At 36.3% G+C, this 25,307-nt stretch carries 34 protein-coding genes; 29 read left to right on the forward strand and 5 right to left on the reverse strand.

Annotated features, from left to right (window positions below; translation table 11 throughout):
* Nucleotides 1-30: 30 nt before the first annotated feature.
* The 17 genes from M1D60_RS07200 (at nucleotide 31) to M1D60_RS07280 (ending at nucleotide 12,281) form a co-directional block, all read left to right on the forward strand.
* Nucleotides 31-1,038, forward strand: coding sequence for an aminotransferase class I/II-fold pyridoxal phosphate-dependent enzyme (locus tag M1D60_RS07200; RefSeq protein WP_456278481.1), 1,008 nt, complete (start codon nucleotides 31-33; stop codon nucleotides 1,036-1,038).
* A complete protein-coding gene (locus tag M1D60_RS07205; RefSeq protein WP_456279382.1) occupies nucleotides 1,038-1,571 on the forward strand; it encodes a bifunctional adenosylcobinamide kinase/adenosylcobinamide-phosphate guanylyltransferase in 534 nt (177 codons plus the stop codon). Before M1D60_RS07200 ends, M1D60_RS07205 begins: the two co-directional genes overlap by 1 nt.
* A gap of 18 nt (nucleotides 1,572-1,589) precedes the next feature.
* A complete protein-coding gene (locus tag M1D60_RS07210; RefSeq protein ID WP_456278482.1) occupies nucleotides 1,590-2,375 on the forward strand; it encodes an adenosylcobinamide-GDP ribazoletransferase in 786 nt (261 codons plus the stop codon).
* Nucleotides 2,333-2,971, forward strand: a complete 639-nt coding sequence (locus tag M1D60_RS07215; protein WP_456278483.1) for a histidine phosphatase family protein — start codon at nucleotides 2,333-2,335, stop codon at nucleotides 2,969-2,971. The genes M1D60_RS07210 and M1D60_RS07215 overlap by 43 nt, the downstream gene beginning before the upstream one ends.
* Complete coding sequence (locus M1D60_RS07220; RefSeq protein WP_456278484.1) at nucleotides 2,914-3,360, forward strand: bifunctional adenosylcobinamide kinase/adenosylcobinamide-phosphate guanylyltransferase; 447 nt, start codon at nucleotides 2,914-2,916, stop codon at nucleotides 3,358-3,360. The genes M1D60_RS07215 and M1D60_RS07220 overlap by 58 nt, the downstream gene beginning before the upstream one ends.
* Entirely contained in the window at nucleotides 3,357-3,935 is a 579-nt protein-coding gene (locus tag M1D60_RS07225; RefSeq protein WP_456278485.1) for a cob(I)yrinic acid a,c-diamide adenosyltransferase, read from the forward strand. Before M1D60_RS07220 ends, M1D60_RS07225 begins: the two co-directional genes overlap by 4 nt.
* Nucleotides 3,932-4,408, forward strand: coding sequence for an ECF transporter S component (locus tag M1D60_RS07230; RefSeq protein WP_456278486.1), 477 nt, complete (start codon nucleotides 3,932-3,934; stop codon nucleotides 4,406-4,408). Before M1D60_RS07225 ends, M1D60_RS07230 begins: the two co-directional genes overlap by 4 nt.
* Before the next feature lie 2 nt (nucleotides 4,409-4,410).
* The gene (locus M1D60_RS07235; protein WP_456278487.1) at nucleotides 4,411-5,130 is read left to right on the forward strand and encodes an ATPase; all 720 of its coding nucleotides are present in this window, start codon (nucleotides 4,411-4,413) and stop codon (nucleotides 5,128-5,130) included.
* A gap of 296 nt (nucleotides 5,131-5,426) precedes the next feature.
* Nucleotides 5,427-5,735 (forward strand): Mpo1-like protein, encoded by a 309-nt coding sequence (locus M1D60_RS07240; RefSeq protein ID WP_456278488.1) that lies wholly within the window; start codon nucleotides 5,427-5,429, stop codon nucleotides 5,733-5,735.
* A 141-nt stretch (nucleotides 5,736-5,876) separates the two neighbouring features.
* Nucleotides 5,877-7,088: a hypothetical protein gene (locus M1D60_RS07245; protein WP_456278489.1), complete on the forward strand. Its 1,212-nt coding sequence runs from the start codon at nucleotides 5,877-5,879 to the stop codon at nucleotides 7,086-7,088.
* 42 nt (nucleotides 7,089-7,130) lie between these two features.
* Complete coding sequence (locus tag M1D60_RS07250; protein ID WP_456278490.1) at nucleotides 7,131-7,709, forward strand: histidine phosphatase family protein; 579 nt, start codon at nucleotides 7,131-7,133, stop codon at nucleotides 7,707-7,709.
* 95 nt (nucleotides 7,710-7,804) lie between these two features.
* Nucleotides 7,805-8,266 carry a DinB family protein gene (locus M1D60_RS07255; protein ID WP_456278491.1) on the forward strand — a complete coding sequence of 154 codons (462 nt, stop codon included), beginning with the start codon at nucleotides 7,805-7,807 and terminating at the stop codon, nucleotides 8,264-8,266.
* A 259-nt stretch (nucleotides 8,267-8,525) separates the two neighbouring features.
* Entirely contained in the window at nucleotides 8,526-8,981 is a 456-nt protein-coding gene (locus tag M1D60_RS07260) for a DUF4269 domain-containing protein (protein ID WP_456278492.1), read from the forward strand.
* A 23-nt stretch (nucleotides 8,982-9,004) separates the two neighbouring features.
* Nucleotides 9,005-9,241: a hypothetical protein gene (locus tag M1D60_RS07265; RefSeq protein ID WP_456278493.1), complete on the forward strand. Its 237-nt coding sequence runs from the start codon at nucleotides 9,005-9,007 to the stop codon at nucleotides 9,239-9,241.
* Between the two features lie 179 nt (nucleotides 9,242-9,420).
* Complete coding sequence (gene sigX / locus M1D60_RS07270; RefSeq protein ID WP_456278494.1) at nucleotides 9,421-9,972, forward strand: RNA polymerase sigma factor SigX; 552 nt, start codon at nucleotides 9,421-9,423, stop codon at nucleotides 9,970-9,972.
* Nucleotides 9,947-11,155 carry a hypothetical protein gene (locus M1D60_RS07275; RefSeq protein ID WP_456278496.1) on the forward strand — a complete coding sequence of 403 codons (1,209 nt, stop codon included), beginning with the start codon at nucleotides 9,947-9,949 and terminating at the stop codon, nucleotides 11,153-11,155. Before sigX ends, M1D60_RS07275 begins: the two co-directional genes overlap by 26 nt.
* A gap of 235 nt (nucleotides 11,156-11,390) precedes the next feature.
* Nucleotides 11,391-12,281: a peptidoglycan DD-metalloendopeptidase family protein gene (locus tag M1D60_RS07280; protein WP_456278497.1), complete on the forward strand. Its 891-nt coding sequence runs from the start codon at nucleotides 11,391-11,393 to the stop codon at nucleotides 12,279-12,281.
* A gap of 175 nt (nucleotides 12,282-12,456) precedes the next feature.
* Here the strand turns inward: M1D60_RS07280 and M1D60_RS07285 are convergent, their stop codons facing one another.
* Entirely contained in the window at nucleotides 12,457-12,705 is a 249-nt protein-coding gene (locus M1D60_RS07285; protein ID WP_456278498.1) for a 4Fe-4S domain-containing protein, read from the reverse strand.
* Between the two features lie 287 nt (nucleotides 12,706-12,992).
* On the opposite strand from M1D60_RS07285, the gene M1D60_RS07290 reads away from it, so the two are divergent.
* From M1D60_RS07290 to M1D60_RS07305, 4 genes are read left to right on the forward strand one after another with little or no spacing between them, the layout of a single operon-like run.
* Complete coding sequence (locus M1D60_RS07290; RefSeq protein ID WP_456278499.1) at nucleotides 12,993-14,057, forward strand: helix-turn-helix domain-containing protein; 1,065 nt, start codon at nucleotides 12,993-12,995, stop codon at nucleotides 14,055-14,057.
* On the forward strand, nucleotides 14,032-15,534 hold the full coding sequence (locus M1D60_RS07295) for a RecQ family ATP-dependent DNA helicase (RefSeq protein ID WP_456278500.1): 1,503 nt from the start codon (nucleotides 14,032-14,034) through the stop codon (nucleotides 15,532-15,534). Before M1D60_RS07290 ends, M1D60_RS07295 begins: the two co-directional genes overlap by 26 nt.
* A 12-nt stretch (nucleotides 15,535-15,546) precedes the next feature.
* Entirely contained in the window at nucleotides 15,547-16,131 is a 585-nt protein-coding gene (locus M1D60_RS07300) for a CPBP family intramembrane glutamic endopeptidase (RefSeq protein WP_456278501.1), read from the forward strand.
* Between the two features lie 4 nt (nucleotides 16,132-16,135).
* Nucleotides 16,136-16,795 (forward strand): LysM peptidoglycan-binding domain-containing protein, encoded by a 660-nt coding sequence (locus M1D60_RS07305; protein ID WP_456278502.1) that lies wholly within the window; start codon nucleotides 16,136-16,138, stop codon nucleotides 16,793-16,795.
* 67 nt (nucleotides 16,796-16,862) lie between these two features.
* Here the strand turns inward: M1D60_RS07305 and M1D60_RS07310 are convergent, their stop codons facing one another.
* A complete protein-coding gene (locus M1D60_RS07310) occupies nucleotides 16,863-17,183 on the reverse strand; it encodes a hypothetical protein (protein WP_456278503.1) in 321 nt (106 codons plus the stop codon).
* A gap of 411 nt (nucleotides 17,184-17,594) precedes the next feature.
* Between M1D60_RS07310 and M1D60_RS07315 the strand changes: the two genes are divergently transcribed.
* The 4 genes from M1D60_RS07315 to M1D60_RS07330 all read left to right on the forward strand — a co-directional run bounded on the left by M1D60_RS07315 (nucleotide 17,595) and on the right by M1D60_RS07330 (nucleotide 20,848).
* Nucleotides 17,595-18,935, forward strand: a complete 1,341-nt coding sequence (locus tag M1D60_RS07315) for a hemolysin family protein (protein ID WP_456278504.1) — start codon at nucleotides 17,595-17,597, stop codon at nucleotides 18,933-18,935.
* Between the two features lie 305 nt (nucleotides 18,936-19,240).
* On the forward strand, nucleotides 19,241-19,678 hold the full coding sequence (locus M1D60_RS07320; RefSeq protein ID WP_456278505.1) for a MarR family winged helix-turn-helix transcriptional regulator: 438 nt from the start codon (nucleotides 19,241-19,243) through the stop codon (nucleotides 19,676-19,678).
* Nucleotides 19,679-19,710: 32 nt separating this feature from the next.
* Nucleotides 19,711-20,262: a hypothetical protein gene (locus tag M1D60_RS07325; protein ID WP_456278506.1), complete on the forward strand. Its 552-nt coding sequence runs from the start codon at nucleotides 19,711-19,713 to the stop codon at nucleotides 20,260-20,262.
* A gap of 127 nt (nucleotides 20,263-20,389) precedes the next feature.
* Nucleotides 20,390-20,848, forward strand: a complete 459-nt coding sequence (locus tag M1D60_RS07330; protein WP_456278507.1) for a DUF2663 family protein — start codon at nucleotides 20,390-20,392, stop codon at nucleotides 20,846-20,848.
* Nucleotides 20,849-20,880: 32 nt separating this feature from the next.
* Here the strand turns inward: M1D60_RS07330 and cotJC are convergent, their stop codons facing one another.
* The 3 genes from cotJC to M1D60_RS07345 are packed head-to-tail and all read right to left on the reverse strand — an operon-like array spanning nucleotide 20,881 to nucleotide 21,967.
* Nucleotides 20,881-21,450 (reverse strand): spore coat protein CotJC, encoded by a 570-nt coding sequence (gene cotJC, locus M1D60_RS07335; RefSeq protein ID WP_456278508.1) that lies wholly within the window; start codon nucleotides 21,448-21,450, stop codon nucleotides 20,881-20,883.
* Between the two features lie 28 nt (nucleotides 21,451-21,478).
* Nucleotides 21,479-21,739, reverse strand: a complete 261-nt coding sequence (locus M1D60_RS07340; protein ID WP_456278509.1) for a spore coat protein CotJB — start codon at nucleotides 21,737-21,739, stop codon at nucleotides 21,479-21,481.
* Nucleotides 21,740-21,967, reverse strand: coding sequence for a spore coat associated protein CotJA (locus M1D60_RS07345; RefSeq protein WP_456278510.1), 228 nt, complete (start codon nucleotides 21,965-21,967; stop codon nucleotides 21,740-21,742).
* A gap of 236 nt (nucleotides 21,968-22,203) precedes the next feature.
* On the opposite strand from M1D60_RS07345, the gene M1D60_RS07350 reads away from it, so the two are divergent.
* The 4 genes from M1D60_RS07350 (at nucleotide 22,204) to M1D60_RS07365 (ending at nucleotide 25,261) form a co-directional block, all read left to right on the forward strand.
* On the forward strand, nucleotides 22,204-22,836 hold the full coding sequence (locus M1D60_RS07350) for a CBS domain-containing protein (RefSeq protein ID WP_456278511.1): 633 nt from the start codon (nucleotides 22,204-22,206) through the stop codon (nucleotides 22,834-22,836).
* A 60-nt stretch (nucleotides 22,837-22,896) separates the two neighbouring features.
* Nucleotides 22,897-23,292: a hypothetical protein gene (locus M1D60_RS07355; RefSeq protein ID WP_456278512.1), complete on the forward strand. Its 396-nt coding sequence runs from the start codon at nucleotides 22,897-22,899 to the stop codon at nucleotides 23,290-23,292.
* Between the two features lie 60 nt (nucleotides 23,293-23,352).
* Nucleotides 23,353-24,066, forward strand: coding sequence for a metallophosphoesterase (locus M1D60_RS07360; RefSeq protein ID WP_456279383.1), 714 nt, complete (start codon nucleotides 23,353-23,355; stop codon nucleotides 24,064-24,066).
* A gap of 286 nt (nucleotides 24,067-24,352) precedes the next feature.
* Nucleotides 24,353-25,261 carry a MerR family transcriptional regulator gene (locus M1D60_RS07365; protein WP_456278513.1) on the forward strand — a complete coding sequence of 303 codons (909 nt, stop codon included), beginning with the start codon at nucleotides 24,353-24,355 and terminating at the stop codon, nucleotides 25,259-25,261.
* Nucleotides 25,262-25,307 lie beyond the last annotated feature (46 nt).

The raw sequence follows: 25,307 nt of genomic DNA on the forward strand, positions 1-25,307 counted from the left end.
AAATTACAAATTCCTTTCCAAAATGAGGTATTGGACTTTAGTGTAAATGTAAATCCATACGAGCCACCTTATGACCTAACTAGCCTATCTCCTTTTTTTACGGATTGGCTAAAGGAATATCCAGACCCAAAAAGTATTTCTTTGAAAAAGTCGATTAGTTCGTTTGATCAAGTAAGATTTGAACATTTATTTATAGGCAATGGTGCTGCACATTGTATTTTTCTTTTAGCTCAACTATTTAAAGAACAAACAATTGGTGTCATTCAACCCACTTTTGTTGAATATAAAGAAGCTGCGAAGCTCTACGGTTGTACCATAAAGGAAATAACCGTGACAAAAGAAAATGATTGGTTGGTAACAAATGAGGAACTTCTTCCATTTTTAGAAGAAATAGATGTTTTATTCCTCTGCAATCCTAATAATCCTACTGGTACTGTATTAGGTAAAGAAAGGATGGAGGAAGTGATTCAATTAACAAAGGCAACTAATACCTACCTAATTGTGGATGAAGCCTTTTATGATTTTAGCTCTGTGCCATGTTCAATTGCCCATGAAGTGGAAAAACATGCTCATGTCATCGTGTTAAGGTCATTAACAAAGATGTATAAGCTAGCTGGAATCAGAATTGGATACGTGATTGGCCCTACCTCCATTGTCGAAAGACTTAACGCGAATTCACCACCGTGGAGTGTGAATCGTATTGCTGCTGAATTGGCAGAGCATGTTCTCTCTAAAAGGGATTACCCTGATGAAATCAGAAGAAGAACTCAAGTAGAAAGAGAGCGAGTCCTACTGGAATTAGAAAAGCTCGGTTTCTATGTTTCGCCATCTAAGGTTAATTTTTACCTTTTATCTGACATGATTAACCAAGACAATCTAGATGGACTAATTAACCATTTACTATTGAATGGTGTAGTCCCAAGGCATACATATAATTTTCCGGGTCTAGATGGAAAATATATTCGACTTGCGGTAAGAGAGCAGAAATCTAACAACGTATTACTGTCACATTTAAAAGGATGGCGAGAGCATTGCTAGTGTTTGTGTCGGGTGGAGCAAGAAGTGGCAAGAGTACCTTTGCAGAACAGCTTGTTGAGCAAGAAGCCAACTCAGGTCCCCTTCATTATATTGCAACAAGTAAACCAACGGATTCAGAGATGAAGGATCGAATTATTCATCATCAAGATAGGAGAACAGCAAACTGGAAAACATGGGAGCAGCCCACTTCAATCAACGAGCTAGGAAGAAAATTTTCCGATAAAGACTGTATTTTATTAGATTGTTTGACGATTTGGACAGCAAATGAACTATTCAAAAATGGTGTCATACAAGACGGAAGATCTGTATATGAGAGAATACTCCATTCCATTCAACAGTTCAACCATGTTCATTTGCTTGTGATTGTCTCAAATGATCTATTTTCTGACGAGGTTCCTAGAGATGAAGGCTCTTTTATTTACATGAAACTATTAGGTTCTTTACATCAAGAGGTTGTAAGGATAGCTGACTGTGCCTATCAAGTGACACATGGAATTCCAACGAAAATGAAGGGTTCATCATCATTATTGTAACTGGGGGAGGGGTTATCTTTGCTTAAGGGTTTATTGCTATGTATCCAATTTTTCACGATCATCCCCTATAATAAAGAAATAGCTTGGGAAAGAAGGACCATTAGTTGGTGCTTAGCATTATTTCCGTTTGTTGGACTCCTAATTGGGCTGGTCGGCTTCCTACAATATTGGCTACTTTCCACCTTCACTCCTTTTCCAACCATGTTTATTGCTTTATGGATTATGTTTTATTTTATTGCCATAACAGGTGGCTTACATATTGACGGCTGGATGGACTGTAGTGATGCCTTTTTCTCTTACCGAGATCGGGAAAGAAGACTTGAAATTATGGAGGACCCTCGTGTGGGTTCGTTTGCTGTACTGTCCGTACTGTTTTTACTAGCCTTTCGATTGCTATTTTTATACGATATACTAAACCAATCCTTTTCTCTAGGAGTAGCGGGATTACTTTTGGTCCCCCTTTTAATAAGAGGGATGGTAGTCTTTATGTTAGTTAAGGGTCGCCTTACGAGGAACAAAGGGCTTGCAGCGGCATTTCAAAAAGAAGCTTTGCCAATAATCCTACCTTGGACAGGTGCTATATTACTTCTTTTAGTAATTGCTCTTAGTCTTTTGCTTCCCATTTCTTTGTTTTTGAGTGTGGTTCTAGTTGTAGCTTCGGTTGTGTTTGGAACTCTATTTTATAGATTTTGTGTCAAACAGTTTGGTGGGATTAATGGTGATACATTAGGTGCATTACTGGAAGGAGGAGAGACCTTCTTATGGTTCGTACTGTGGCTATTACTCTACTTCGTCATGGGATAACAGAGGAAAATCAACAAAAAAGATATATTGGTTGGACGGATGTACCGCTTTCAACTGAAGGTCGATCTCACTTAACGAGGATGCAGTATCCAGAACCAGACTATATCATTTCTAGTGATTTAAAACGGTGTATGCAAACAGTAGAAGAAATCTATGGTTCTAACCTCAATGTGCCAGTGACTTATTCAAGTAAATGGAGAGAGCTATCTTTTGGTGATTGGGAACGTAAGAATCATCTTGAGTTGAATGGTAATCCTTTATATGAAAAGTGGTTAAATGAATGGGAAGTTGCTCAAATACCGAATGGTGAGAGCTACCCTACCTTTAGAAATAGAGTAATGAATGGGTGGTTGGAAGCAAAGAAACTTCTTGTGGATTTTAATTATAGTGAACTTGTCATCATCTCCCACGGAGGACCGATACGATTGTTCTTGAGTGAAATGGCTCCGAACCGCAAGCCATTTTGGGACTGGAAAGTTGATAATGGAAGTGGTTATCGATTAGTAACCACAGAAGAACGGCTAAGGAGGAACGAAAGATGTATTTCGTTACAGGAGGTGCCTTTCAAGGAAAGCGAAGATGGGTTCAAGAATTAATAGATGCGAAGCTCTCTTCACAACCTCATATTTGGATCAACGGCTATGAACATCCTGTTCCTACTCTAGATGAAATAGACCCAAACATAAAGACTATTATTATGGAGGGTATGGAAAGGCACATACAAATGGCTCTTCATGAAGGAAAGAGTCGTGAATATTGGCAGCAGAAGCTTAAGCCTTTTATAGAGTGGGAGAATGAGTCCCAGGGTAGAACACTCATCCTCATTGGGACTGAAGTTGGATTAGGAATCGTTCCTATGCAGGCGGAGGACCGCATGTACCGTGATGTGGTAGGATGGGTATATCAGGACCTTGCAAAGGAATCAAAACTAGTAGTAAGACTTTGGTGTGGATTACCACAGTTTTTAAAGGAGGAACAAACATGAAGATTTATACAAGAACAGGTGATAAAGGACAAACAAGTATCATTGGTGGAAGAGTGGAAAAAGATGATATTCGAGTACATGCGTATGGAACGATTGATGAAGTGAATTCGTTTGTCGGCCAAGCCATGCAGGAGCTAAATCCTGAATTATTTTCGGATGTTCTAGCAGAGCTTGAAAAAATCCAGCATGAATTATTTGATTGTGGAGGAGATCTGTCAACAGTAGAAGGTAAACGTCCATATCAGGTTACTGCTGAAATGGTAGAATTTCTTGAAACTAGAATTGATGCATACATAGATGAGGCCCCTGAGTTAGAAAGATTCATATTACCAGGTGGAACAAAAGCTTCTTCCATTATTCATATTGCAAGGACCGTTACAAGAAGAGCAGAACGCCATATTGTAAGCTTATCAAGAGAAGAAGCTATTAATAAGGTTGCGCTTCAATATGTAAATCGTTTGTCTGATTATTTCTTTGCTTTAGCACGCGTCATTAACGTACGTGAGGGAGTAAAGGATGTGGAATATGAAAGAAGTGCAATTGTATTTAGAGGTGGTAAGAGGAAGGAAAAATGAGCTCACTTAAGAACAAAGTCATCATAATCGTGTTTTTTGCTTTGTCAGTTGTCGGGGCAGCGATTAAGATTCCACTAGGCATTTCAAGTATTGCACTTGATAGTGCCCCTGCATTACTTGCAGCCATTTTACTTGGACCGATTTCAGGAGCTGTAATAGGGACAATCGGTCATTTAATCTCAGCGTACATAGGAGGCCTTCCTCTTGGCCCCTTTCATCTTTTGATTGCTCTTGAAATGGGGGTAATTATTTTTCTGACTGGGATCTTATTAAAAGGCAGAACGCCCATGATCGGGCTATGCTTTTTTATCATCTGTACAACAATATTAGCACCACTCCCTTTCTACTTTATTTTAAGTCCAGCCTTTTTTTGGACAATATTATCTCCATTATTTATTGGAGCAGGGGTAAATAGCTTGATTGCATTTTTACTCTACAAACCTTTACAAAGCTACTTTAGAAGGAATAAATGATCATGAGAGATGGAATATATCTTCAAGTAGAGAGCGCGTCTGAGTTCGTCATTACGGCTGATAACTCAGGAGGGATTGGCTTAAAAGAACAAGATTTTGTTCAAGTGCCTAATGAAATAGTCGGCTATTTTTCTGCTAGAGTAGCATTGATGGAGAACCTGAGCTTAGGGGGTGCTCCACAAGCAATTATCCTGCAAAACTTCTCTGGAGATGTTGTGTGGGAGGAGTATAGAAAAGGAATTGATCGGACGTTAAGGGAACTAGACCTTCCATCTCTGCCTCTCCTTGGAAGTAGTGAGTCAAACTTTAACCTTGTTCAATCAGCTCTTGGCTTAACGATTATTGGAAAGCGGAATGAAAAGCTAAAAAACAACAATACGACTGAAGCTGCTGACTTTGCAGTACTTGGAACACCTTTAGTAGGACTGGACGTCATCACTAATCAAGATCAAGTACTTCCCCTTCCATTGTTTAACTCATTGCTCTCCCATGAAGGAATCTATGAAATAGTACCAGTTGGTTCAAAAGGAATTCAAGTAGAATGGGACATGCTTTGTCAACGAAATAATCTGCCGTGGACAAACTTAGAAACCGCTGATGGCATCTCTTTAACTCAGTCATCAGGTCCCGCCACTTGTGTGTTAATTAGCTATGACCCAACCCAACTTAATAGTATTTACAACAAAACATCTCGTTACTTTCATCCATTAACGAAGAGCTAATAAAAAGAAACGATTCAAAAATTGAGTCGTTTCTTTTTTTTATAGTTTTATAGCCATCAAGGGTAAAAGGACCAGCTAATGACTTCCATTTACTATTTACTTTTCTCATTTTTTCTCCCTGGCGTTATAAAATTCAGCTGTTTAATTATGGTAAACTAATCAGTGTGATGGCAATCATTGGCTTAAAATCGATAGAGTTGTTATGACATCTAATGAAAATGATATATCTGTTTTTGAAAAAATAATACTTATAAGCGTTGATACACTTCATAATCATTAATTAAGGAGTCCTAAAAATGCGTGAGAGATTAAGACGAGATTTAATCCTATATCAAAAGGCACACAAAAATGTATGGAATCAATGGCTACATTATTTTGCCTTTTTGTTTGCGTTCATTGCTTGGATTTTTATATTTATAGATATCTTAGTGACAATCATATTTGCCTTTTTACATTATGTATTCTCATGGATTGGCCATTTTTACTTTGAAAGAAATAAACCAGCTTCATTTAAATATCCGTGGCTTGGATTTTATGCCGGATTTAGTTGGTTCTTTATCAGAAGCTTTGAATTAATTACTAGAAAAAACGTACTTCCTAAATAATCATAGGATTATTCCGGACCTTTAAAATCATAGACAAGAATAAAAGTTACTTTCTACTTAAAGTTTGTCAGAAGCCTTGTGTTAAACAGATTGTTGAAAAATAGTATAAATTAGGCTTAAATATTTCAAAGGGGGCCTATAATGAGCGATATTATCCTAATTGTGTTACTTATTCTTTCAATTATTGCTTGGGTTATTTTATATCGAAAAGCTGATGAACCAGAGCCATACTTGTTTTTAAAGCTTTTTGGATATTCATTCCTTGGAGCTACTATGATAAATCTAAATGGACTTAAGCTGCCACTTGGCTTTGTAGTGTTTCTCTTGTTTTTTCGAAACATTTCTGTAAATGGAATGATTAAAAAACAGGCTGCTTACATTGGTTTTGTTGTATTTTTAATTTCATTAATAGTTCCTTTTATTGAGGAAAAGTTGTATGAAATTCCAAGAAAAATAGACATACAGGATACGAACTTTTACAGTGGAAGCTTAGTAGAAGAGCTGAATAAGGTAAAAGAAGAATTTATGATGGAAGGTTATGGACTCCAGATGACTGATTTTAGAACGGTGTTTACCAATGATGGTCAATACAAGACTCTAGAAATGTCACTTTTAGAGGATGCCTACCCAATTCAAAATCATTATACAATCCATTTAAAGGAGGACGGGAAAACCTTAATAGTTAAGAGAAGAAAAACAGAGTATCAACATTGGGAAGGGATGAGCTATACAGAAGCGGACTTTTTACTAGCAAATATAGATTTAATAACAAAACCAATGTTAAGTCATAAAGAAATGAAGTATTATGGGCTTCGTACTGATGGGGGGCGGAGAGATTACGCAATCAGAGATCAGGAAAAATACAAAATTCATACAGGTGGAAAAGAAAAAATAGAAAATAATAAACTTCCAGTTGATGGCTATCTTGTTGAAGTATGTGGAACAAGTGAAGAAATTGAACAGGGGCATTCAATGTTTGAGTGTGATATTAACGAGCATTACTTGTTGGATATGCTGGAAAGAGAAGTAGAAATTAATGAATCTACTATACTATCTGTTGCGAGAAATATCTCATCAGAAATTGATCAATGGTTAACTGAGCATATGGGTGACTATATTGCATTTGAGATGAACGGGGAGTATGTATTAAAGCAAGATGGAGTCGAGAAAAAAGTAACAGAACAAGAATACACGCAGGCTCTAAAAGAAACTCCTATTACCAATATCAGGTTTGATAAACAAAAGGAATTTTGGGAAGTCAAGGTTGAAAATCAATATGGAAACCAACCACACACTATGGAATTTGCCATAGATGGTGTGACGCGTGAGGTTGTGTCGTTGGAATTTAAATAAAAATGGTGAATCTATTTATAGGTGAATTTTGGAGGGAAAGTGATGACTACTGTTTGTTTAATCAGACATGGTGAAACGGATTGGAATGTAATAGGGAAATTGCAAGGGAAAACAGATATCCCTTTAAATGCTCGTGGGATTTCACAAGCTGAAGAATGTAGAGAGTATTTTAAAGGAGCAAATTGGGATATTGTGATTACGAGTCCATTGATTCGGGCCAGAAGAACGGCAGAAATTATTAATGAAGGTATTCAAATTCCACTTGTCATTATGGAAGAATTTCAGGAGAAGTCTTTTGGTGAGGCAGAAGGAATGACCGTCGAGGAAAGACATGCTGCATTTCCAGACCGCAATTTTACCAATCAAGAGGAAACAGCGGTATTTCATGACCGTCTGATCAAAGGATTAGATAGGATTAATGAACTTTATAAAGATAAAAAGGTATTACTAGTGGCACACGGGGCTGTCATTCATGCGCTATTGAAAATTCTTTCAAATGGAGATGCTGAAATAGAAAAAACTCCACTACGAAATGCTTGTATGAATAATCTCCACTTTAATGAAGAACGATGGCATATCAAGGATTATAATCAAGTCTCTCACCTTTCAGATATAAAATGAGGCCTTTAGGTAAATTAAAGAAGTACAAACAGGGATAAATTTGATTTTTCCCTGTTCAAAGTGATTAGAAAGAAATAGTTTATGGAGGTACACCCTTGCTAACATTATTTAAGTACAACTGGCAGGTTAGGAATGAATGGTTTGATTGGTGTGACTTACTCTCTAGTGAAGAGCTATTGAGGCCGAGAAAGGGTGGAGTTGGAAATATACTTCACACTCTTATTCATGTAATTGATGTTGAGTATAGCTGGATTCGTGGCATAAAAGATCTACCCGATGTTGAGATTCCATTTAAACATTATGAGACCGTTGATGAAGTGAAAAAATTATGTATTGAGCTTCATAAAGAAGTAAGGGACTTTGTAGAAGGTTGGTCATCGGAAATGGAAGATCAACTAATCAAGGTCAACTGGAGTCATGAGACCTATACAAAAGGTGAAATCTTGAGACATATTATTGCCCATGAGATCCATCATATCGGACAGCTTTCCGTTTGGGCACGTGAACTTGGTTTACAACCAGTTTCAGCAAACTTAATAGGGAGAAAGTATGTTTAAGACAATAGAGTATTTACAGGATGGTTCTAATAAGCAAAGGAACGTTTATAAGACTCTTAAAAATATAGCTGTGTTAAAGTACAGTGTTGATTTTTAGCAGAGTTGATTGAAGTGGAAGGACGCGAGACTCCTGCGGGAGAAGCGTGGTGAAGGAGACCCCACAGGCGGAAACGCCGAGGAGGCTCCCGAACCCGCCCGCGGAAAGCGAGTGTCCTGAAACGGAAATCAACAACAAACTTTAACAGAGAATATAAATATCATGAATGATCTAAAGGAGTTCTCACCTGTTTTATGTGGAACTTTTCCGATTCAAGTGGACATTGAAGGGTCTGATTTAGATGTTATTATGCATGTTAAAGATGAACATGCTTTTGAGTGTAAAGTGAAGAATTTGTATGGTGAAATGCAACAATTCGTCATAAAGAAAACAATAATAAGAGAAACTGGAAGTACAAAGGTGAATTTCTTATTTGAAGGGTTTGAATTTGAGCTGTTTGGTCAACCGCAAGAGGTAGAACAACAACACGCTTATTTACATTTAATTACTGAGCATGAGATTTTAAAAAGAAATCCATATCTTCGGGAACGAGTAATTGGTCTTAAACAAATGGGCTACAAAACGGAACCTGCTTTTTGTAAGGTGTTAGGGCTAGAAGTAGAAGATCCTTATCTAGAACTTCTTCATTATGGACGTGCAAAAGGGTATATTGAATAGAAGCTAGATTGGAGAGAGTAAAAATGAAGATTAAAGAAACTAAAACAGGTGTTTCTATTAATGGATTTGAGTTTGAGGGGCATATTGATGAAGATCAGTCTTGCACAGATTGTCATCACTTTCTAATTTATTCCGATGAATTTGATGCATATTTTTGTCCGAATTGTAATGAGTGGATTGAATCTAAATGCAGTGACCCTACATGTTTTTATTGCCCTAAACGGCCTGATCAACCACTTCCAAAAAAGATGAACACGTAAACTTCGAGTTACTCAAGGGTAGCTCTTTTTTTATTTAGGCTCTTTTTTAAAACTTACACGAAAAATTCTTATAGATAGTCCATCTTGCAAGATGCTACAATAATAGTACAAAAATTTTTCGGAAAACTGTAACTTTTATAATTTATATTCGACTATATGATTAACGGGGAGGGTAAGGCATGAACACCGTGTTTCAAGAGCTTTACGAGAAATACCATCAGGATTTATTTCAGTTCCTTTTTTACATGGTAAGAAATCGGGAGCAGGCAGAGGATTTGGTACAAGAGGTATATATAAAAGTGTTAAAAGCATATGAGCGTTTTGAAGGAAAGAGCAGTGAAAAAACATGGTTGTTTTCGATCGCAAGACATGTAGCCATTGACCATTTCCGAAAGCAAAAAGGTTGGAAGCAGCGTCTTCTCGAAACCTTTGATTGGAGCACACAGCAAGTCCAGGATCACCAACCCTTACCGGAAGAAATTGCGTTACAAAATGATGAAATAAAACTAATGTATCAATGTTTAGATCAAGTGTCTGTGGATCAGCGTGCAGTCATTATTTTAAGATTTATGCAATCCTTATCCATATCAGAGACGGCTGAAGCTCTAAATTGGACGGAAAGTAAAGTGAAAACGACACAGCATCGTGCCCTTAAGATCCTGAAGGGGATTATGGAACAATCAATGGGAAAGGAGGGGAGTTCAGTTGAAAAAATCAGAGTGGAGCGATAAGCAGCTAGAAGAGCTTCTCGAGCAATTGCCACAAGTAAAAGATCGTCAAAGTCCAGAAGAATTATACCGTAAAATTAATGCTCGCTTGCAGGATGAGCAGGTTCGGAAAAAATCAACAAAGACTTGGATGCTCCCAAGCGTAGCCGCAGTGGCTGCCGTACTCCTAATCATCGTAATTGGCCCTTCCTTTCTAAATCTTACGGGTGGATCATCCCAGGAGAATGCAAGTGAGGAATCGGTTAGTGAAGGGGAAATGGCTAGCTTAAACACAGCAGAAGAAAAAGGGGCCACTTCTTTGGCAGATGAGGAAGAGGCAGGTATTACTAGTACGGAAGAAAGTACAGATTTACGAATGCCTACTTCTGAAATTAATCATGTTCTTACTGGAACAAATGGTACTTATGTAACGATAGGTATTATGAATGATCAAGCGTCGAATCTCGTCCCCATTACATTTGTCTCTGAAGATTCGAATGTATCCCGTGTTGATTTGTTGGAACAAGTATTAGACCAACTCCCCTATGGAGATTTTGGTTTAATCCCTACCCCGTTAAGCGAGTTAATGTTTAAGGAGATAGATGGGAATCGTATTGAAATCACATTTCCAAATGCAGTCAATGCGACAGGGGCAGCCTTAAGCAATGAGTACTATAAGGGTATTGAAGAGGTTCTTAGATGGATGGGGTATTCAGCAGCCGTTCTAAGAATGGAAGATGGAAGCGAGGTTGAGATTGGTGAGTATGGAAATATCCCATCTATTGATTCACCTACTTCTTCAAGGGGATATTTCTTATATACAAATGGAGCTGGCTCAACTTATTTAGTACCTGGGAATAGTCCTTCTACTACTATGGAAGAGGCGTTGGAAATAATGAAGATAAATGACGGGCTTTTAGAACCTTCCATTCCAACTGACATCATAATTGAGGATATAACGGAAGTAGATAAAGACAGAATAACAGTTACTTTTTCGCCTGATAGTAATGTAAATCAAGAGAACATTTCTCATGAATTAATGATTAAAGCGATCCTATTAACAGCAAAAGAATTCGGATATGCCGATGTCACTTTTGTTAATACATCTGAAGAAATTGGAGGCCTCCCATTACAAGTAAATGGACAGCCGAACCCAATCCCAGTACCAGCTGCACCAAATCATATCGATTTTCCAATTACTAATTAGAGGCTGATGCCTCTTTTTTTTTGGTCTATTTTAAAACTTGTCCTCATATTTTATAGCATTAATGGAAAACTTTACAGGGTGTGAGTATTTTTTCTGAAGAAAATAGGAAAAGTAATCACTTAGGATTTTGAAGATATTCCAACCTAAAGAAAAAGTGAAACCAGATGCTACAATTTGATCCTTTCTTATTGGGGATACGACAAAGGTAGCAAAAGCTTGGAGGAGGACAAGGAGTATGTTGGATTTTTCAAGACGTATTTTAATTGTATTAATTATGGGATTTTGTATTGCTTGCATGTTTTTAAGTGTAAAGACAGTTAAGGCAGAAGGACAATCCCCTATCATATTAGCTGAAACGATTAATTGGGTATGGCCTGCTTATGGAGAGCTTACCGATCATTTTGGGACTAGAGATGGAAACCATCATGGTATAGATATTGCAGCACCAACCGGAACGGAAACCTTCTCTGTGGAGGAGGGGGTTGTAACAAAGTCATATTATTCATCTACATATGGACATGTGATTTTTGTTAAGCATCCAACAGGATTTGAAACGGTGTATGCCCATTTAAGTGAGCGATTAGTGGAAGAGGGGCAAGAGGTTAAAAAAGGTGATATCATTGGTAAAGTGGGTAATACGGGTAGATCAAGAGGTGCGCATTTGCATTTTGAAGTCCATATGGGGGATTGGAACATTGACAAGTCGAATTCAATAAACCCACTCCTTGCTCTAGATGTATCGGTATTAATCGACGGAAAAGTTAGTCAAGCCATGGCAGAGCAAAAGCAAGCAGAAAAATTGGCCTTATTAGAAACCGTCATCCAGGAAGACCAAGTAGTGGAATGGAGTGCTACTGAGAAGGAGGCTGAACAATTATTATCAACTTCAGTCATCGTGTCCTCAAAGGATTATAATGCAGACGAATTAGTTGAATTAGAAGAGTTGATGAAAAAGGAAGAACAAAAAGTCATCGAAACAGACCTAGTTGTTGAGGTTGAGGAAGGTATGACTCTTTGGGAGCTGTCTGAGGAATATGATATACCAGTCTCATCCATTAAAGAATGGAACCATTTAGTCTCAGATAAGATTTTAATAGGGCAAGAGCTCTTGATTATTCAGAAGTAGGAATGATTTCTTAGTAAAATGTAAGCATACATACATGAATGAGCCTGACTAATATCGGTGCGTGAAACTCACCCATAATTGCTAAAATGAACCAAAATACAACCATAACAAAACAAAAAAACCTCTGGTCAACAGAGGTTTTTTTCGTTAAATAGAGAATGATATACTCTAGGTTCTATTCGAATTTTAAAGCGTCACCATCAAATGGCTCATCAGCGATTTTGATGGAGTCAGTAGGACATCCTTCGAAAGCGTCCATCATATCTTCTTCTAGTACTTCTGGAATTTCAACGATCCCAGCATTGTCATCAAGTGTTACGAATGCAATACCATCATCATCATAGTCATAAATATCAGGTGCTGCTGCACCACATGCTCCACATGCAATACAAGTTTCTTTGTCAACGATTGTATACTTTGCCATTATAAAAACCCTCCTGAATCTAAAATACACATAAATAGTTTATGCTAGAATACCGCTTTTGGGTAAACCACTTACATTTACTTAGTTGTATCTTTGTAAAGTGGAAACGAATTCCTCATACATATTGTAAAACTGTTTGGCCAACTTTTCAACAAAAAAAGTAATGAGAATGCTTATCATATAAGGTTTCACAATATATTAATACCCTTTCCTAGAAAATATAAACTAACCCATTTTTATTGAAAATTTGTTAAAATAAAAAGAAGAAAGTGAAAAGGAAAGTAATCATGAATTATTTATTTTTAACAACTCTATATGGATTAGATAAAATTAATGGAGAGAGAACGATTTATTCGATCTTTCACTTATACAAAGGAAAACGCTCCTCCCAGACAATTCAAGATGCTAAGTTATTTAATTTAGAGCCTTTATTTGGTGTAATACCAGATCTAACAAGAACAACCTTAGATCAAGTGATAAACACTCTAGAGAATAAAGAATATATATCTTCCGTTGGTGATGGTGCATATATCCTCACACATTCAGGAAGAAATGAACTGAACTCTTTTGACTTACCAGAAGCATTGAATGGATGGGCTTATTCAAGCATAGCTCCGGTTCTATGGGAGAGGCTGTCTCTAACTATTCAGTGCTTGTCTTATCTTATTCATCATAACAATCGATTTATTCCCATTAATCGTGATCCAAGTACATTACAATGGGTAAAATCGTTTTTAAGGAAGCAACCGGCAACTAGAGAGTTAACAGCGAAGAAACTTCATGAGGAGATGTTTTCAATCCTTTCTTTATTGGGTGATCAACACTCGACGATACTTGTATATAAACTGACAAGTGTTGAGCGAGTGGGCTATACGAACACACAGATAGCAGAATTATTAAATTTAGACCCATTAAAGGTATCCATCTTATTCCAATCCACCCTTCACTTCATATTAAGAAAAACGGAAGAGAATATAGAGAACTTTCCGGTACTAAGGCAGTTATCTATGATTGCTAATAAGCCTTCTACTTTAACTCACTCTACCTTTAAAACCTTAGAGCTCATTCAAAAGGGAAAAAGTATTGAGGAAGTCGCGGCTATTCGTTCTCTGAAGAAAAATACGATTGAGGATCATGTTGTTGAGATCGTATTAACCAATCCTTCATTTGATGTTACACCTTTTATCACAAAAGCTCATTTCGAAGAGATTTCCGAATGTGTTCAAAGGACAAAAACAAATCAATTAAAAGTTATAAAGCAAATATTAACAATAGAAGCTAGTTATTTTGAAATTAGATTGGTTATGGCCAAAATGGGTGGTGCTCATGAAATTACAAACAGTGCTAAATGAAAAATTCGGGTATAGCTCATTTCGGAAAGGTCAAAAAGAAATCATAGACGATGTAATCTCAGGTAATAATGTTGTGGCCATGCTACCAACAGGGGCTGGGAAATCCCTATGTTATTTATTACCGGGCTATGTGCTAGACGGTTCAGTTGTTATCGTTTCACCTTTATTATCACTGATGGAGGACCAGGTCCAGCAGCTTCAATTGATTGGTGAAAAGAGAGCAGTAGCGATTAATAGCTTTTTATCGTTTGAAGAAAAACGTAAAACGGTTGAAGAGTTGTCTATATATAAATTTATTTTTGTTTCACCTGAGATGCTTCAGAATCCGTACTTTTTGAAAAGGCTGAAAAGTCTCCATATCTCATTGTTTGTAGTAGATGAAGCCCATTGTATATCCCAGTGGGGACATGAATTTAGAACAGATTATCTAAAACTTGATGGAGTAATCAGCGAGCTAGGAAATCCCCCTTGCTTAGCTTTGACAGCAACCGCAACACGTGAAGTTTTAGATGATATCGTTGGCTTTTTAAAGCTTGAGAAGGTGAATTTCCATCTTCACTCGATCGACCGACCGAATATTTCAATAAATGTTGAAAAATTGGCGACAATTGACGATAAGAAAAGTAAGCTATTGGAGTGGGTAGGGAAGCTTCAAGGTCCGGGAATGATTTACTTTTCGAGTCGGTGGTGGGCTGAAAATATAGCGTACCTCCTAAAGGGAGCGGGAATTAACGGAGTTGCTTTTTATCATGGTGGAATGGATACAGAACAACGACTTCTGATCCAACAACAATTTCTATCAGACCAGATCCAAATCATTTGCTGTACAAACGCTTTTGGAATGGGTGTGAACAAGCCAAATGTAAGGTTTGTTATTCATTTTCATTATCCATCAACGATTGAAGCTTATCTTCAGGAAATTGGACGAGCAGGAAGAGATGGAAAAAGCAGTATTGCAATTTTACTCCATACACCTGCTGATCAAGAGTTGCCTGAAGCTCTTATAAACCAGGAATTCCCCTCAAAGGATGAATTAGAGCATATAATAAAAACATTAGAAGAATCATATCAAATTAATCAACCAATCATAGAGGAAGCCTTGCTATCCTATACCACCATGAATGAAACAGCTTGGCGATTTTTAAAATACCAACTAGAAATCGGTGGTTGGTTAAAGGATAACTCGTTAATTAAACCAATTGAACGTGAAATAATCATAAGAAAAATTACTTCGTTTATTGAAAATAGACTGACATACAAGCATACAAAACTTCGGGAAATGAAGAGCTGGATTCATTCATCAACTTGTAGAAGAGAGAACTACTTAACCATATTTGATGAGAGTTTACAAAATAAGATACCACAGTGCTGTGATGTATGTGGTGTGGATGTCCAAATGTACGAGAAACACGAGGAATTCACAAGTACGGGGCTAAAATCTTGGCAACAAGAGCTTCAATCAATCCTTCTAAAGTGAGAGATGTTTAACATGAAAAATCAAGCTGATCTTATAGAACATATGACAGATAAAGAAGTACTTTCGCATCTCTATCTTACTCAATTTTTTTTACTGGCGAGTGCTTCTGTGATTGGCTTTTTTCTCTTTGATTCAAAGGAGTTCCAATCTATTTGGCAGTTGGACATACCAGAAATTCTCTTATATGGCGGTATAACCGCACTAGGTGTCGTATTTATCGATCTTTGGTTAATGAAAACATTACCGGATCACCTCTTTGATGATGGTGGTATTAACAACCGGGTTTTTCAAAAGCGGTCATACCTCCACATTTTTGTTTTATGCTGGATTATTGCTATTGCCGAAGAATGGTTATTTCGGGGAGTTATTCAAACGCATTTCGGTTTAGTTATAGCAAGTATCATTTTTGCTATTTTACATGTCCGATATTTAAAAAAGTGGGTACTTTTTATCATTGTTATTTCCCTTAGTTTTTTATTAGGAATCCTTTATGAAATAACTGAGAATTTATTCGTTACCATTTTCGCTCATTTTCTAATAGATTTTATTTTTGGCGTTAAAATAAGGAAAGACTACTTGATAGCGAAGGAGGAGTGAAGCTATGTCGGATTTGCATGACCATCGTGACCAAGCTCAGATACTGAGAGAGCGGATGAATAAAAAGGAGCTGGAACCATCATCTCCTAATTCTCTCGATGTACTTTCACTACCACCTAGAAGCAAGGTCCATCATGAGAAGGATGAAAAAAAGAAAACAAAAATTAAATTTAGATTTCCTCTCCTTCGGCTACTGACATTTTTGTTTGTGTTATTGCCGATTGCAATTTTAGGCTATACATTTCATCAAGAAAATGAAAATTCATCAGTTAGTAGTGTGATAAAAAAAGATTCTACACATAGTGAAGAAATATCAATTGGTACAAAAAAAGAAGTCAATAACACGATGATCGAAAATGAAACGAGCGGAGAAGAAGATTCGGTGTCTGAACCAATAGAAGATGATGTGGATAATGAAAAACCTTCTGAGGAAACTGGAAATAACACTTCCTCTCCTTCTGAGTCAAAGCAGCAAGCTACCGAGGAAATAGATTACCAAATCATTCGCCATGAGGTAAAACCAAATGAGACTCTCTATTCAATATCACAGCTATATTTTAAAAGCAGAGATGGAGAAAAGATTATTAAAGAGTGGAATCAATTAACAAACAATAAGGTTAAAAACGGCGTAATATTAGAGATTCCGCTAAAACCCACTAAATAATGTTGAATAACAAGTTGTTAAACGTCCAGAGCAATCTCGGGACGTTTTTTCTTTACATAAAATTTAATTAACTAGTTTTCTTCCCTATAATGTCACGAATCATAGTCATAACATTTAAAATGATCGTAAGGATGAGAAGACCTGCTGAAACGAACGCCACAGCATACATTGTGTCCAAAAGAGCACTCCAGTCCTCAACGGTTACCTTGTGATAGGTATAAAAAATCTGAAAACATAAGGCAATACCACAAGCACTAAAGCTAATGATGATGGACAAAGTTTTCCAATTATTCATTTGTTGTTTTTTATCATGTATTAAATGAACGGTTGGAAGTATCAACGCAATCAATCCTAGCACGAGACTTCCAAGATTAAGTAAACCAAACATCTCTTTAATTCCTCTCTGTAAATATATTCTTATTTTTGGAATTATTTTACCATAAATAACCATTAAACTCGCATTAAAAATTCGAATAATACAAAGTTGTAATTATTTGTTCATGAACATCCGTATTCTTATTAAACAAGTGTTAAGAATTTTAGTAAGAACCTTTCAAACTTGGCCATTTGTGAACTTTAATGTTCTAAATTTATTTAAAACCGTGATTATTCATGTGAGAGCTAAAAAATAAAAGAGGCAGTTATCTAGATATCTATTTTTAGGTTAAATCAGTTAAAATCGAGCTTAATTAAACAAAGGTCAACTTTGAGGAATTTTCTTGTTTTAATTATAGTTGTATTAGGGTTCTGTAAGCTTACAGAATTACTTATAATTGAAACCTTTTGGAGGTATTTTTAATTGGGGATAGAGATTTTTATACTTTTAATACTTATTGTATTAAATGCTTTTTTTGCAGCATCTGAAATTGCTCTAATTTCGCTAAATGACAACAAGGTAAAAATGATGGCAGAGAAAGGAGACAAAAAAGCAGTTTTACTTCAACAGCTTTTGTCGGAACCAAGCCGATTTCTAGCCACTATTCAAATAGGAATTACACTAGCAGGTTTCCTAGCCAGTGCATTTGCGGCCGAAAGCTTTGCTGGACAGTTTACTGAATGGCTTGTAGCCCTAGGAGTCCCAGGTTCTCAAGGTGTATTGGAAGTAATATCTGTAGTGGTAATCACACTAATACTGTCTTATTTTACATTAGTTTTAGGGGAGCTTGTTCCTAAAAGATTAGCTCTTCAAAAGGCAGAAGCCATCTCGATGGTAGCTGTTGTGCCCCTAACCATCTTATCTAAGGTATCTTCACCGTTTGTAAAGTTACTGACACTTTCTACAAACAGTATTGTAAGACTTTTTGGGGTGGATCCACATGCAGAGGATGAAAATGTAACAGAAGAAGAAATTCGAATGATGGTAGATGTGGGGAAAGAAAAAGGAACAATCCAGGAAAATGAAAAAATAATGATTAACAATATTTTTGAGTTTGATGATAAATATGTGTCTGACATTATGACGCATCGTACAAATATAGTTGCAATATCCAAGCACTCTAGTTTGAATGAAACAATCCAGGTTGCTAACCTAGAGAAATTCACTAGAATTCCAGTTTATGGTGATAATCTTGATCATATAATCGGAATTTTACATGCAAAGGATCTAATCCAATTTGCTAATAAGGGTGACGACACCACGTTCAATCTTTTAGAGCTTATTAGAGAGCCACATTATGTACCAGCATCTAAAAGGATAGATGAGCTATTAAAAGAGATGCAAAAAAATAACACACATATTGCTATTGTAATAGATGAATATGGTGGAACGGATGGATTAGTAACCATCGAGGATGTTCTTGAAGAGATTGTAGGTAATATTTTTGATGAATATGATGAACCAGAAATGGACGATCAAGAAATAAAGATGATCGATGCAAACACCTACATGATTATAGGAACAACTAATTTGTATGACGTAAGAGAAGTCCTCAAAGTAAACCTTCCATTAGATGAGTTTGATACGTTAAGTGGATTTTTCCTTGGTCAGCTTGGCTACATTCCAAGTCAGGACGAACGACCTACAGTCGAATATGAAAATGTTCTATTCTCCATCGAAGAGTTAGATGAAAAAAGAATCACCAAAATTAAAGTGTCCGTTAAGGATAATGATGATCAAGAGTTATTTTTAAAAAGCTCTTAAAAATAGAGGAACACCAAAGAAGTAGTTTACTGTAGCAAATTTATAATCATAGTGCAAATTTAAAAAACGCAAAGGGGTTGTTCACCCTTTGCGTTTTTATATTACCATTATGTTAAATTTTGTTAATTATAGTTGATGTTAAATTGTTAATGTTATAAAATAGTTAAGTGAAATAAAATATTTAAAAATATAAAACATTTATAATGATTAACAATTAAAATGCGTTGTTTGATGGTTGAAAATAAGGTTGTTTTCAGTAGCTTTATAGATCGGGTGCGGATATAAAAAAGAAAGGATAGTGGAAAATGGATTTAAAAAAGATTCTACTAGAAGCAAATCTTTACGCAGATGAAATTAAAACAGTCATGATAGAGGATTATAAGAAAATATTAGATGAACATGACTTATCAACCAAACAATCAGTAGTGTTAGGGTTTTTAGAGAAAAAAGAAAAGCTAAATATGAACGAGGTTGCTAACATCATTAACGGTACTCCAAGTGCAGCTAGTCAGTTTATCAAGAAATTAGAAAACAAGGATTACGTTCAGAGAGAAGTAAACAAGGAGAACAGAAGGGAAGTATTTGTATTATTAGGAAAGAACGGGAAGAAGTTTTTTAAAGAAATGAATGAACTAGATGAAAAGGTGTTAGAGAAATACTTCTTGCAACTACCAGAAGAAGATATCTTAAAATATCATGAAATACTAAAGAAATTGCACGGTATGATCACAAAAGAATTGTAATGGTTTTCTAACAGAAAAGGAGGTTAAGAGTTATGAATAATAAAGTCATAGAAAAGACAAGTGAAAACTCGTTCATAGAGTCAGTCTCTTTTACGTATCATCAAAAATCAGGGTATGTTGGTATAATGTGCGCCATGATATTCGTTGCGCTTTTAGAAACAGTAGGTGTATCTTTCCTTCTATACAACTGGAGTCCTTTACTGCATTGGATCCATTTGATACTTGGTGTCCTAACAATCGTTTTTATCATTCTTGATTTAAGAGCAGTAGTTAAAAACCCAATTAGAATACAGGGAAACATGATGTATTTAAAAATAGGGGTTCGACCTGAAGTGAAAATAAGTTTGGAGAATATAGAAGAGATTAAAAATGGCAATATTAATTTTGAAAACGATAAGAAGAATAAAGAAGTTTTAGATTTATCCTTATTAGGGTTAGATGAACCTACATTTGAAATAGTATTAGAGGAACCAATTGAATACAAGAGCTTTATAGGTAAAACAACTACTATTCGGAGAATATTTTTTACGGTAGATGAAAAATCGGATTTTTACAATATGATTAACAAATATCGCTGCGTTTAGTAATAAACCTAGTGAAAGTACCTCTTTCTGAGATTTTTTATATGGATTACGTAGACATGCTTCTTCTAAGTTAGCTTGAGCTCGAATATATATGAGACAAGTATCATCTTAGAAAGGAGAGAGGTAAGTGGAACAGTTCATTAAAGATCTTGGTAGTCATACGGATGAACCAACGAAGGTTATGCTTCAAAATGTATATAAGCACAAAGTTAAATTTGATGATTATAAACGAAAGCTGATTTTTTGTACGTGGTGCTCGTTATTTTGTTTTTTAGTGATGTTTGGCTATATCAATTATTTTATTTTACAGCCGAACTCTTCTAATGCTGATCAAGTATTTGGATTAATAGTCTCAAATGGTATTCTTTATGTTTTGATTGGAGTTTTAATTTTTTTAACAGGTCTTGGATCCTATTTAAAGAAAAAGAAAGATAAGCATGAGAAGGAGTACCAAGATTTACGAAAAGAGATTGTCCAAAAAAGTCATCTTCAGTGGAGATACCCATTCGACTGGGAAAAACGAAGTGAAGTATTCGCGAAAATGAAGGAAGTAAAGGATATAAATTTGTATCATGAAAATAAATAGCTGAATTGAACGTTCAATTCAGCTATCATCTATTAGAAAAATTGTTTTTTATCTCGTTCATCCTTAAGTATTTCAACAGCCTCTCTAAACCTCTGCGAGTGAACAATCTCACGCTCACGTAAAAATCGTAAAGAGTCATTTAAATCAGGGTCATCACTCATATTAATAATCCACTGATAAGTAGCACGAGCCTTTTCTTCAGCTGCAATGTCCTCATATAAGTCAGCGATTGGATCGCCTTTCGCTTGAATGTACTCTGCTGTAAACGGATTCCCTGCTGCATTATGATAAAAAAGTGCACTGTCATGATTAACATAATGAGGTGCTAAACCGGCAGCCTTAAGCTGTTCAGGCGTGGCATCCTTTGTTAATTTGTAAATCATGGTTGCAATCATTTCAAGATGAGCAAATTCCTCTGTCCCAATATCAGTGAGTAAGCCAATCACTTTGTCAGGAATCGTATATCGTTGGTTCAAATAGCGAAGCGCAGCGGCTAACTCTCCGTCGGCTCCCCCGTACTGTTCAATTAAAAATTTGGCAAGAGTCGGATTACACGTGCTAACCTTAACCGGGTACTGCAACTTCTTCTCGTAAATCCACATGTAAACTAATCCCTCCTAAATTTAATCGTTATACCTGCCAAGGCCAAGGAGCGTCATCCCAGTTCCAAGGATAGCCTGAGTAACTGTTTCCGTATTGCTGTAGTGGCCCAAACTTCGACTCAATTTGCTTTTTCAAAAGTCCTCTTTGTTGAGCAAATTGATTATATTGTTGAATGGCTTCATAATCATGTGGATGAGTGTCCAAATAAAGGGTTAGTTCAACCAACACAAAATCTACAGCCTGAAGGTCCTCTAATAACGCGTAGTATTCAGGTGGGAGCTGTTTCATTTATTTCTCCTCCCTTAATGGCTTCTCATAAGGGTTATAGTAAGGATCATAAAAAGCTGGCCATAAAGTTCCGGCGCATAGCGCTTCCTTAGGTGAAAATTGAGGAAGCCCATAAGGCTGAAAGCCAATGTAAAGGTTAGGTGGAGTAGGATATGTTTTTACAGGTATGGGTGGACATGGGTCAAATGGACTAGCATACGGATAATAATTTTTTCTTAACGTATACACAAGACACCCTCCTATTCTTCTAAAGTTGAAAAATCATGATGCTTACGTAAAAACATTGATTTCATAAAAATGTATGATGGAAAATAAATAAAAATGTCAAAACGTAAGAGGGTTTTTTTGAAAAGATGTTGAATATAATTAGTAGGGATAAACACTATTGTAAAAAAGGAATGTGAAAGTCAAGGGTAAATTGCTACAGAAAGTCTTTCTGTTTAATTAAAAGGGGTGTCTAGCACATGTTTGTAAAAAGTATTATGATTCCAAAACACAAGAGCTACACAGTAGACTACAATGAAACGCTTCAAGAAACGTTAAAAAAGCTAGAGGGGTATTCGGTTGATGGAGTTCCCGTATTAAAAGATGGTAAATATGTGGGTATGGTAACCAGATACCACGTTTATGAATGTTTTTTTGAAGCTCCTCAAGACAAAGAAACCTATTTAACGAATACAACGGCTGGAGAAATAGCTACAAGGCAAGATATCTATCTTGAAGGCGACGAAATATTTGAGAGAACATTAGTGATGCTGAAGGACATGCCAATTTTAGCAGTTGTGGATGACAATCTAAATTATCTTGGTGTTGTAACACGCTATGATGTTTTAGAGCAATTCCAAAGTGCCTTCGGAATGCACCGTTCAGGAGTTAGAATTGCCTTTTCATCGGTCGAAACAGAAGGACGTATTGCTCGTTTAGCCGAAATTGCTAAACATTACCATGAGAATATTATCTCATTGTCGACTTTTGATGAAACGGATAAGCTTGTACGTAGAATTGTCATGAAGGTTGAGAAAAACGATAACATTGACAAATTCATTAAGAAACTTGAAAGTGTAGGCTTTAGAGTTCTGGATATTACTGAAGATTAATAAATTTGAAATCATGTTGACCCTCTTACCTTCATACACGTATGGTAAGGGGGTTTTTATATGTTTGCTACATTCATCTGTTTATTTATTGGATTGGCTGGAGGCATGATCGCAGCGAGTTCGATTTCACCTAATCTATTGAGCAGCCAATTCGTGACAAACACGATTCTAGACCCTTTCTCATTCTTTTTTGGAATGATCTTTTTCTTTTTTGGCTTTATAGCAAATGCCAAATTAATTAGGGGATCCATTGAGTTGACGTATGCACGATTTAAGGGTGTATCGATTCCTCCTCTCCAACTATTTTTCTCTTATTTAGTCATTTTCAGCTTAACCCTAATAATCTTCATAAATCCTACAATCGGTTTTCTATTTTTATTATTTTCATTGATCTATGGTATGATTTCATTAAAACTTAAAAGATACATACCATATGTAAAAAGACAGGAGATGTAGGGGTTGCTTTTAACCTTCTTTTTTATTTGTATTGTAATTAGCATATTACTTTTAATCTATATGTACATGGAAGCTCATCGGAATGACATACACACCGTCCACTTAACCTTTGATGAGTTCCCAGAAAGCTTAGGTAAGGTGTCAATCTACTTTATTTCAGATATACACAGAAGGACGATTTCGACAAACATGTTGTCGGCTATAAAAGGGAAGGTCGACTTGGTTGTTATAGGCGGAGATTTAACCGAAAAGGGAGTTCCCTTTTCAAAAGTGAACGAAAACATTAAAAAATTAAAAGAACTAGGACCTACCTATTTTGTATGGGGGAATAATGATTATGAAGTAGATTATCATGAGCTAGATTCAACGCTGTTAAGTCATGGAGTTAAGATATTGGACAACACTGCTGTTTCATTTGAATCTGAAAGCGGGGATAAGCTTTGTCTACTTGGCGTTGATGATTATGGATCAAGAAGAGCACGTCTTGACCTGGCATTAATGGATGCAGAACCTAATAGCTTTAAAATACTATTAAGTCATAACCCGGAGATATTACATGTAGTGAAAGAGGAACAAAATATCAAACTTATTTTAAGTGGACACACCCATGGCGGGCAAATCAGACTTGGCAATTGGGGACTACAGAAAAAAGGTGGACTAAAGCAAGTAAAATCTTCCAAGGTCTTTATTAGTAATGGGTATGGAACCACCTTCCTACCGTTACGATTAGGGGCTCCAGCAGAATCCCATCTAATCATCCTATCTAAAAATTAGGCTGTGTTAAACTTTAGTGTTGATATTTAGCAGAGTTGATTGAAGTGGAGGGACGCGAGACTCCTGCGGGAGAAGCGCGGTGAAGGAGACCCCGCAGGCGAACACGCCGAGGAGGCTCCCGAACCCGCCCGCGGAAAGCGAGTGTCCTGGAACGAAAATCAACAACAAACGTTAACAGAGCCAAAAAATAATAGCTAATTGATAGAACAAAACTTGTACAAAGTTTAAACAAGTGGTAATCTTGGCTATAATTCTAATGGATATAAAGTATTATGGAGGATGTTAGATGGTTTCACCTGAAGGGAAGTACAATATAAAAGCAGTCTCCCAGATGCTTGGCATTCAAGCAGGAACCTTGAGGGCTTGGGAGAGAAGATATAGAATCATTGCACCTGTTCGAAACGAAGCGGGACATCGACTATATACAGAGGAACATGTCAAAATTTTAAAATGGTTAATTGAAAAGGTGAACAAAGGGTTTACAATTAGCCAAGCAATTAATTTATTAGAAACTAGTGGATTAATTACTGAGGGTGCAACTCAACCAATTACAGAAGGTGGTCATGACAAGGAGCTTGCTGAGAAGCTAGTTAATAGCTTATTACAGTTTGATGAAAGCCAGGCGCATGAATACTTAAACCATGCTTTTAGTTTATATTCCATTGATAAAGTTGCCATTGATATATTAGGTACCGTATTAGTTCAAATCGGGGAATTATGGGAGAAAGGAAAGATTACAAGTGCACACGAGCATTTTGCCTCATCTTTTCTTCGGTCTCGAATTGGACATATTATGTATACATTACCAACTAATTCCTATTTACCTAAAGTTTTAGCCGTCTGTGGGCCCAATGAATGGCATGAACTGGGTCTATTAATCTTTACACTCTATATACGTAAAAGAGGCTTTGAGGTAATTTATTTGGGAACTAGTATCGAGCCGAAAGATATGGATGTTGTTCTTCAGCAGATTAAGCCTAGGTTTCTGTTTTTATCTTGTACAATGGTTTACAATCTAACAGAAACGTTGGAATTAGCTGATCGAATTAGGAGAGAATATTTAGAAATAGAAATTGGTCTTGGAGGTCATGCTTTTTCTTATCTAGAAGCCGACAAGAGAAAAGAATATGATAATCTATTGCTAGGCTCAACAAGAGAAGAATGGGATTCATGGCTTGAAAGTAAGCTCAAGTAGAATGCTTGTTTTTTTATAATAATTGGGTGTAAACTGAGAGTGAAAT

Source organism: Bacillus sp. AK128, from assembly GCF_053903075.1.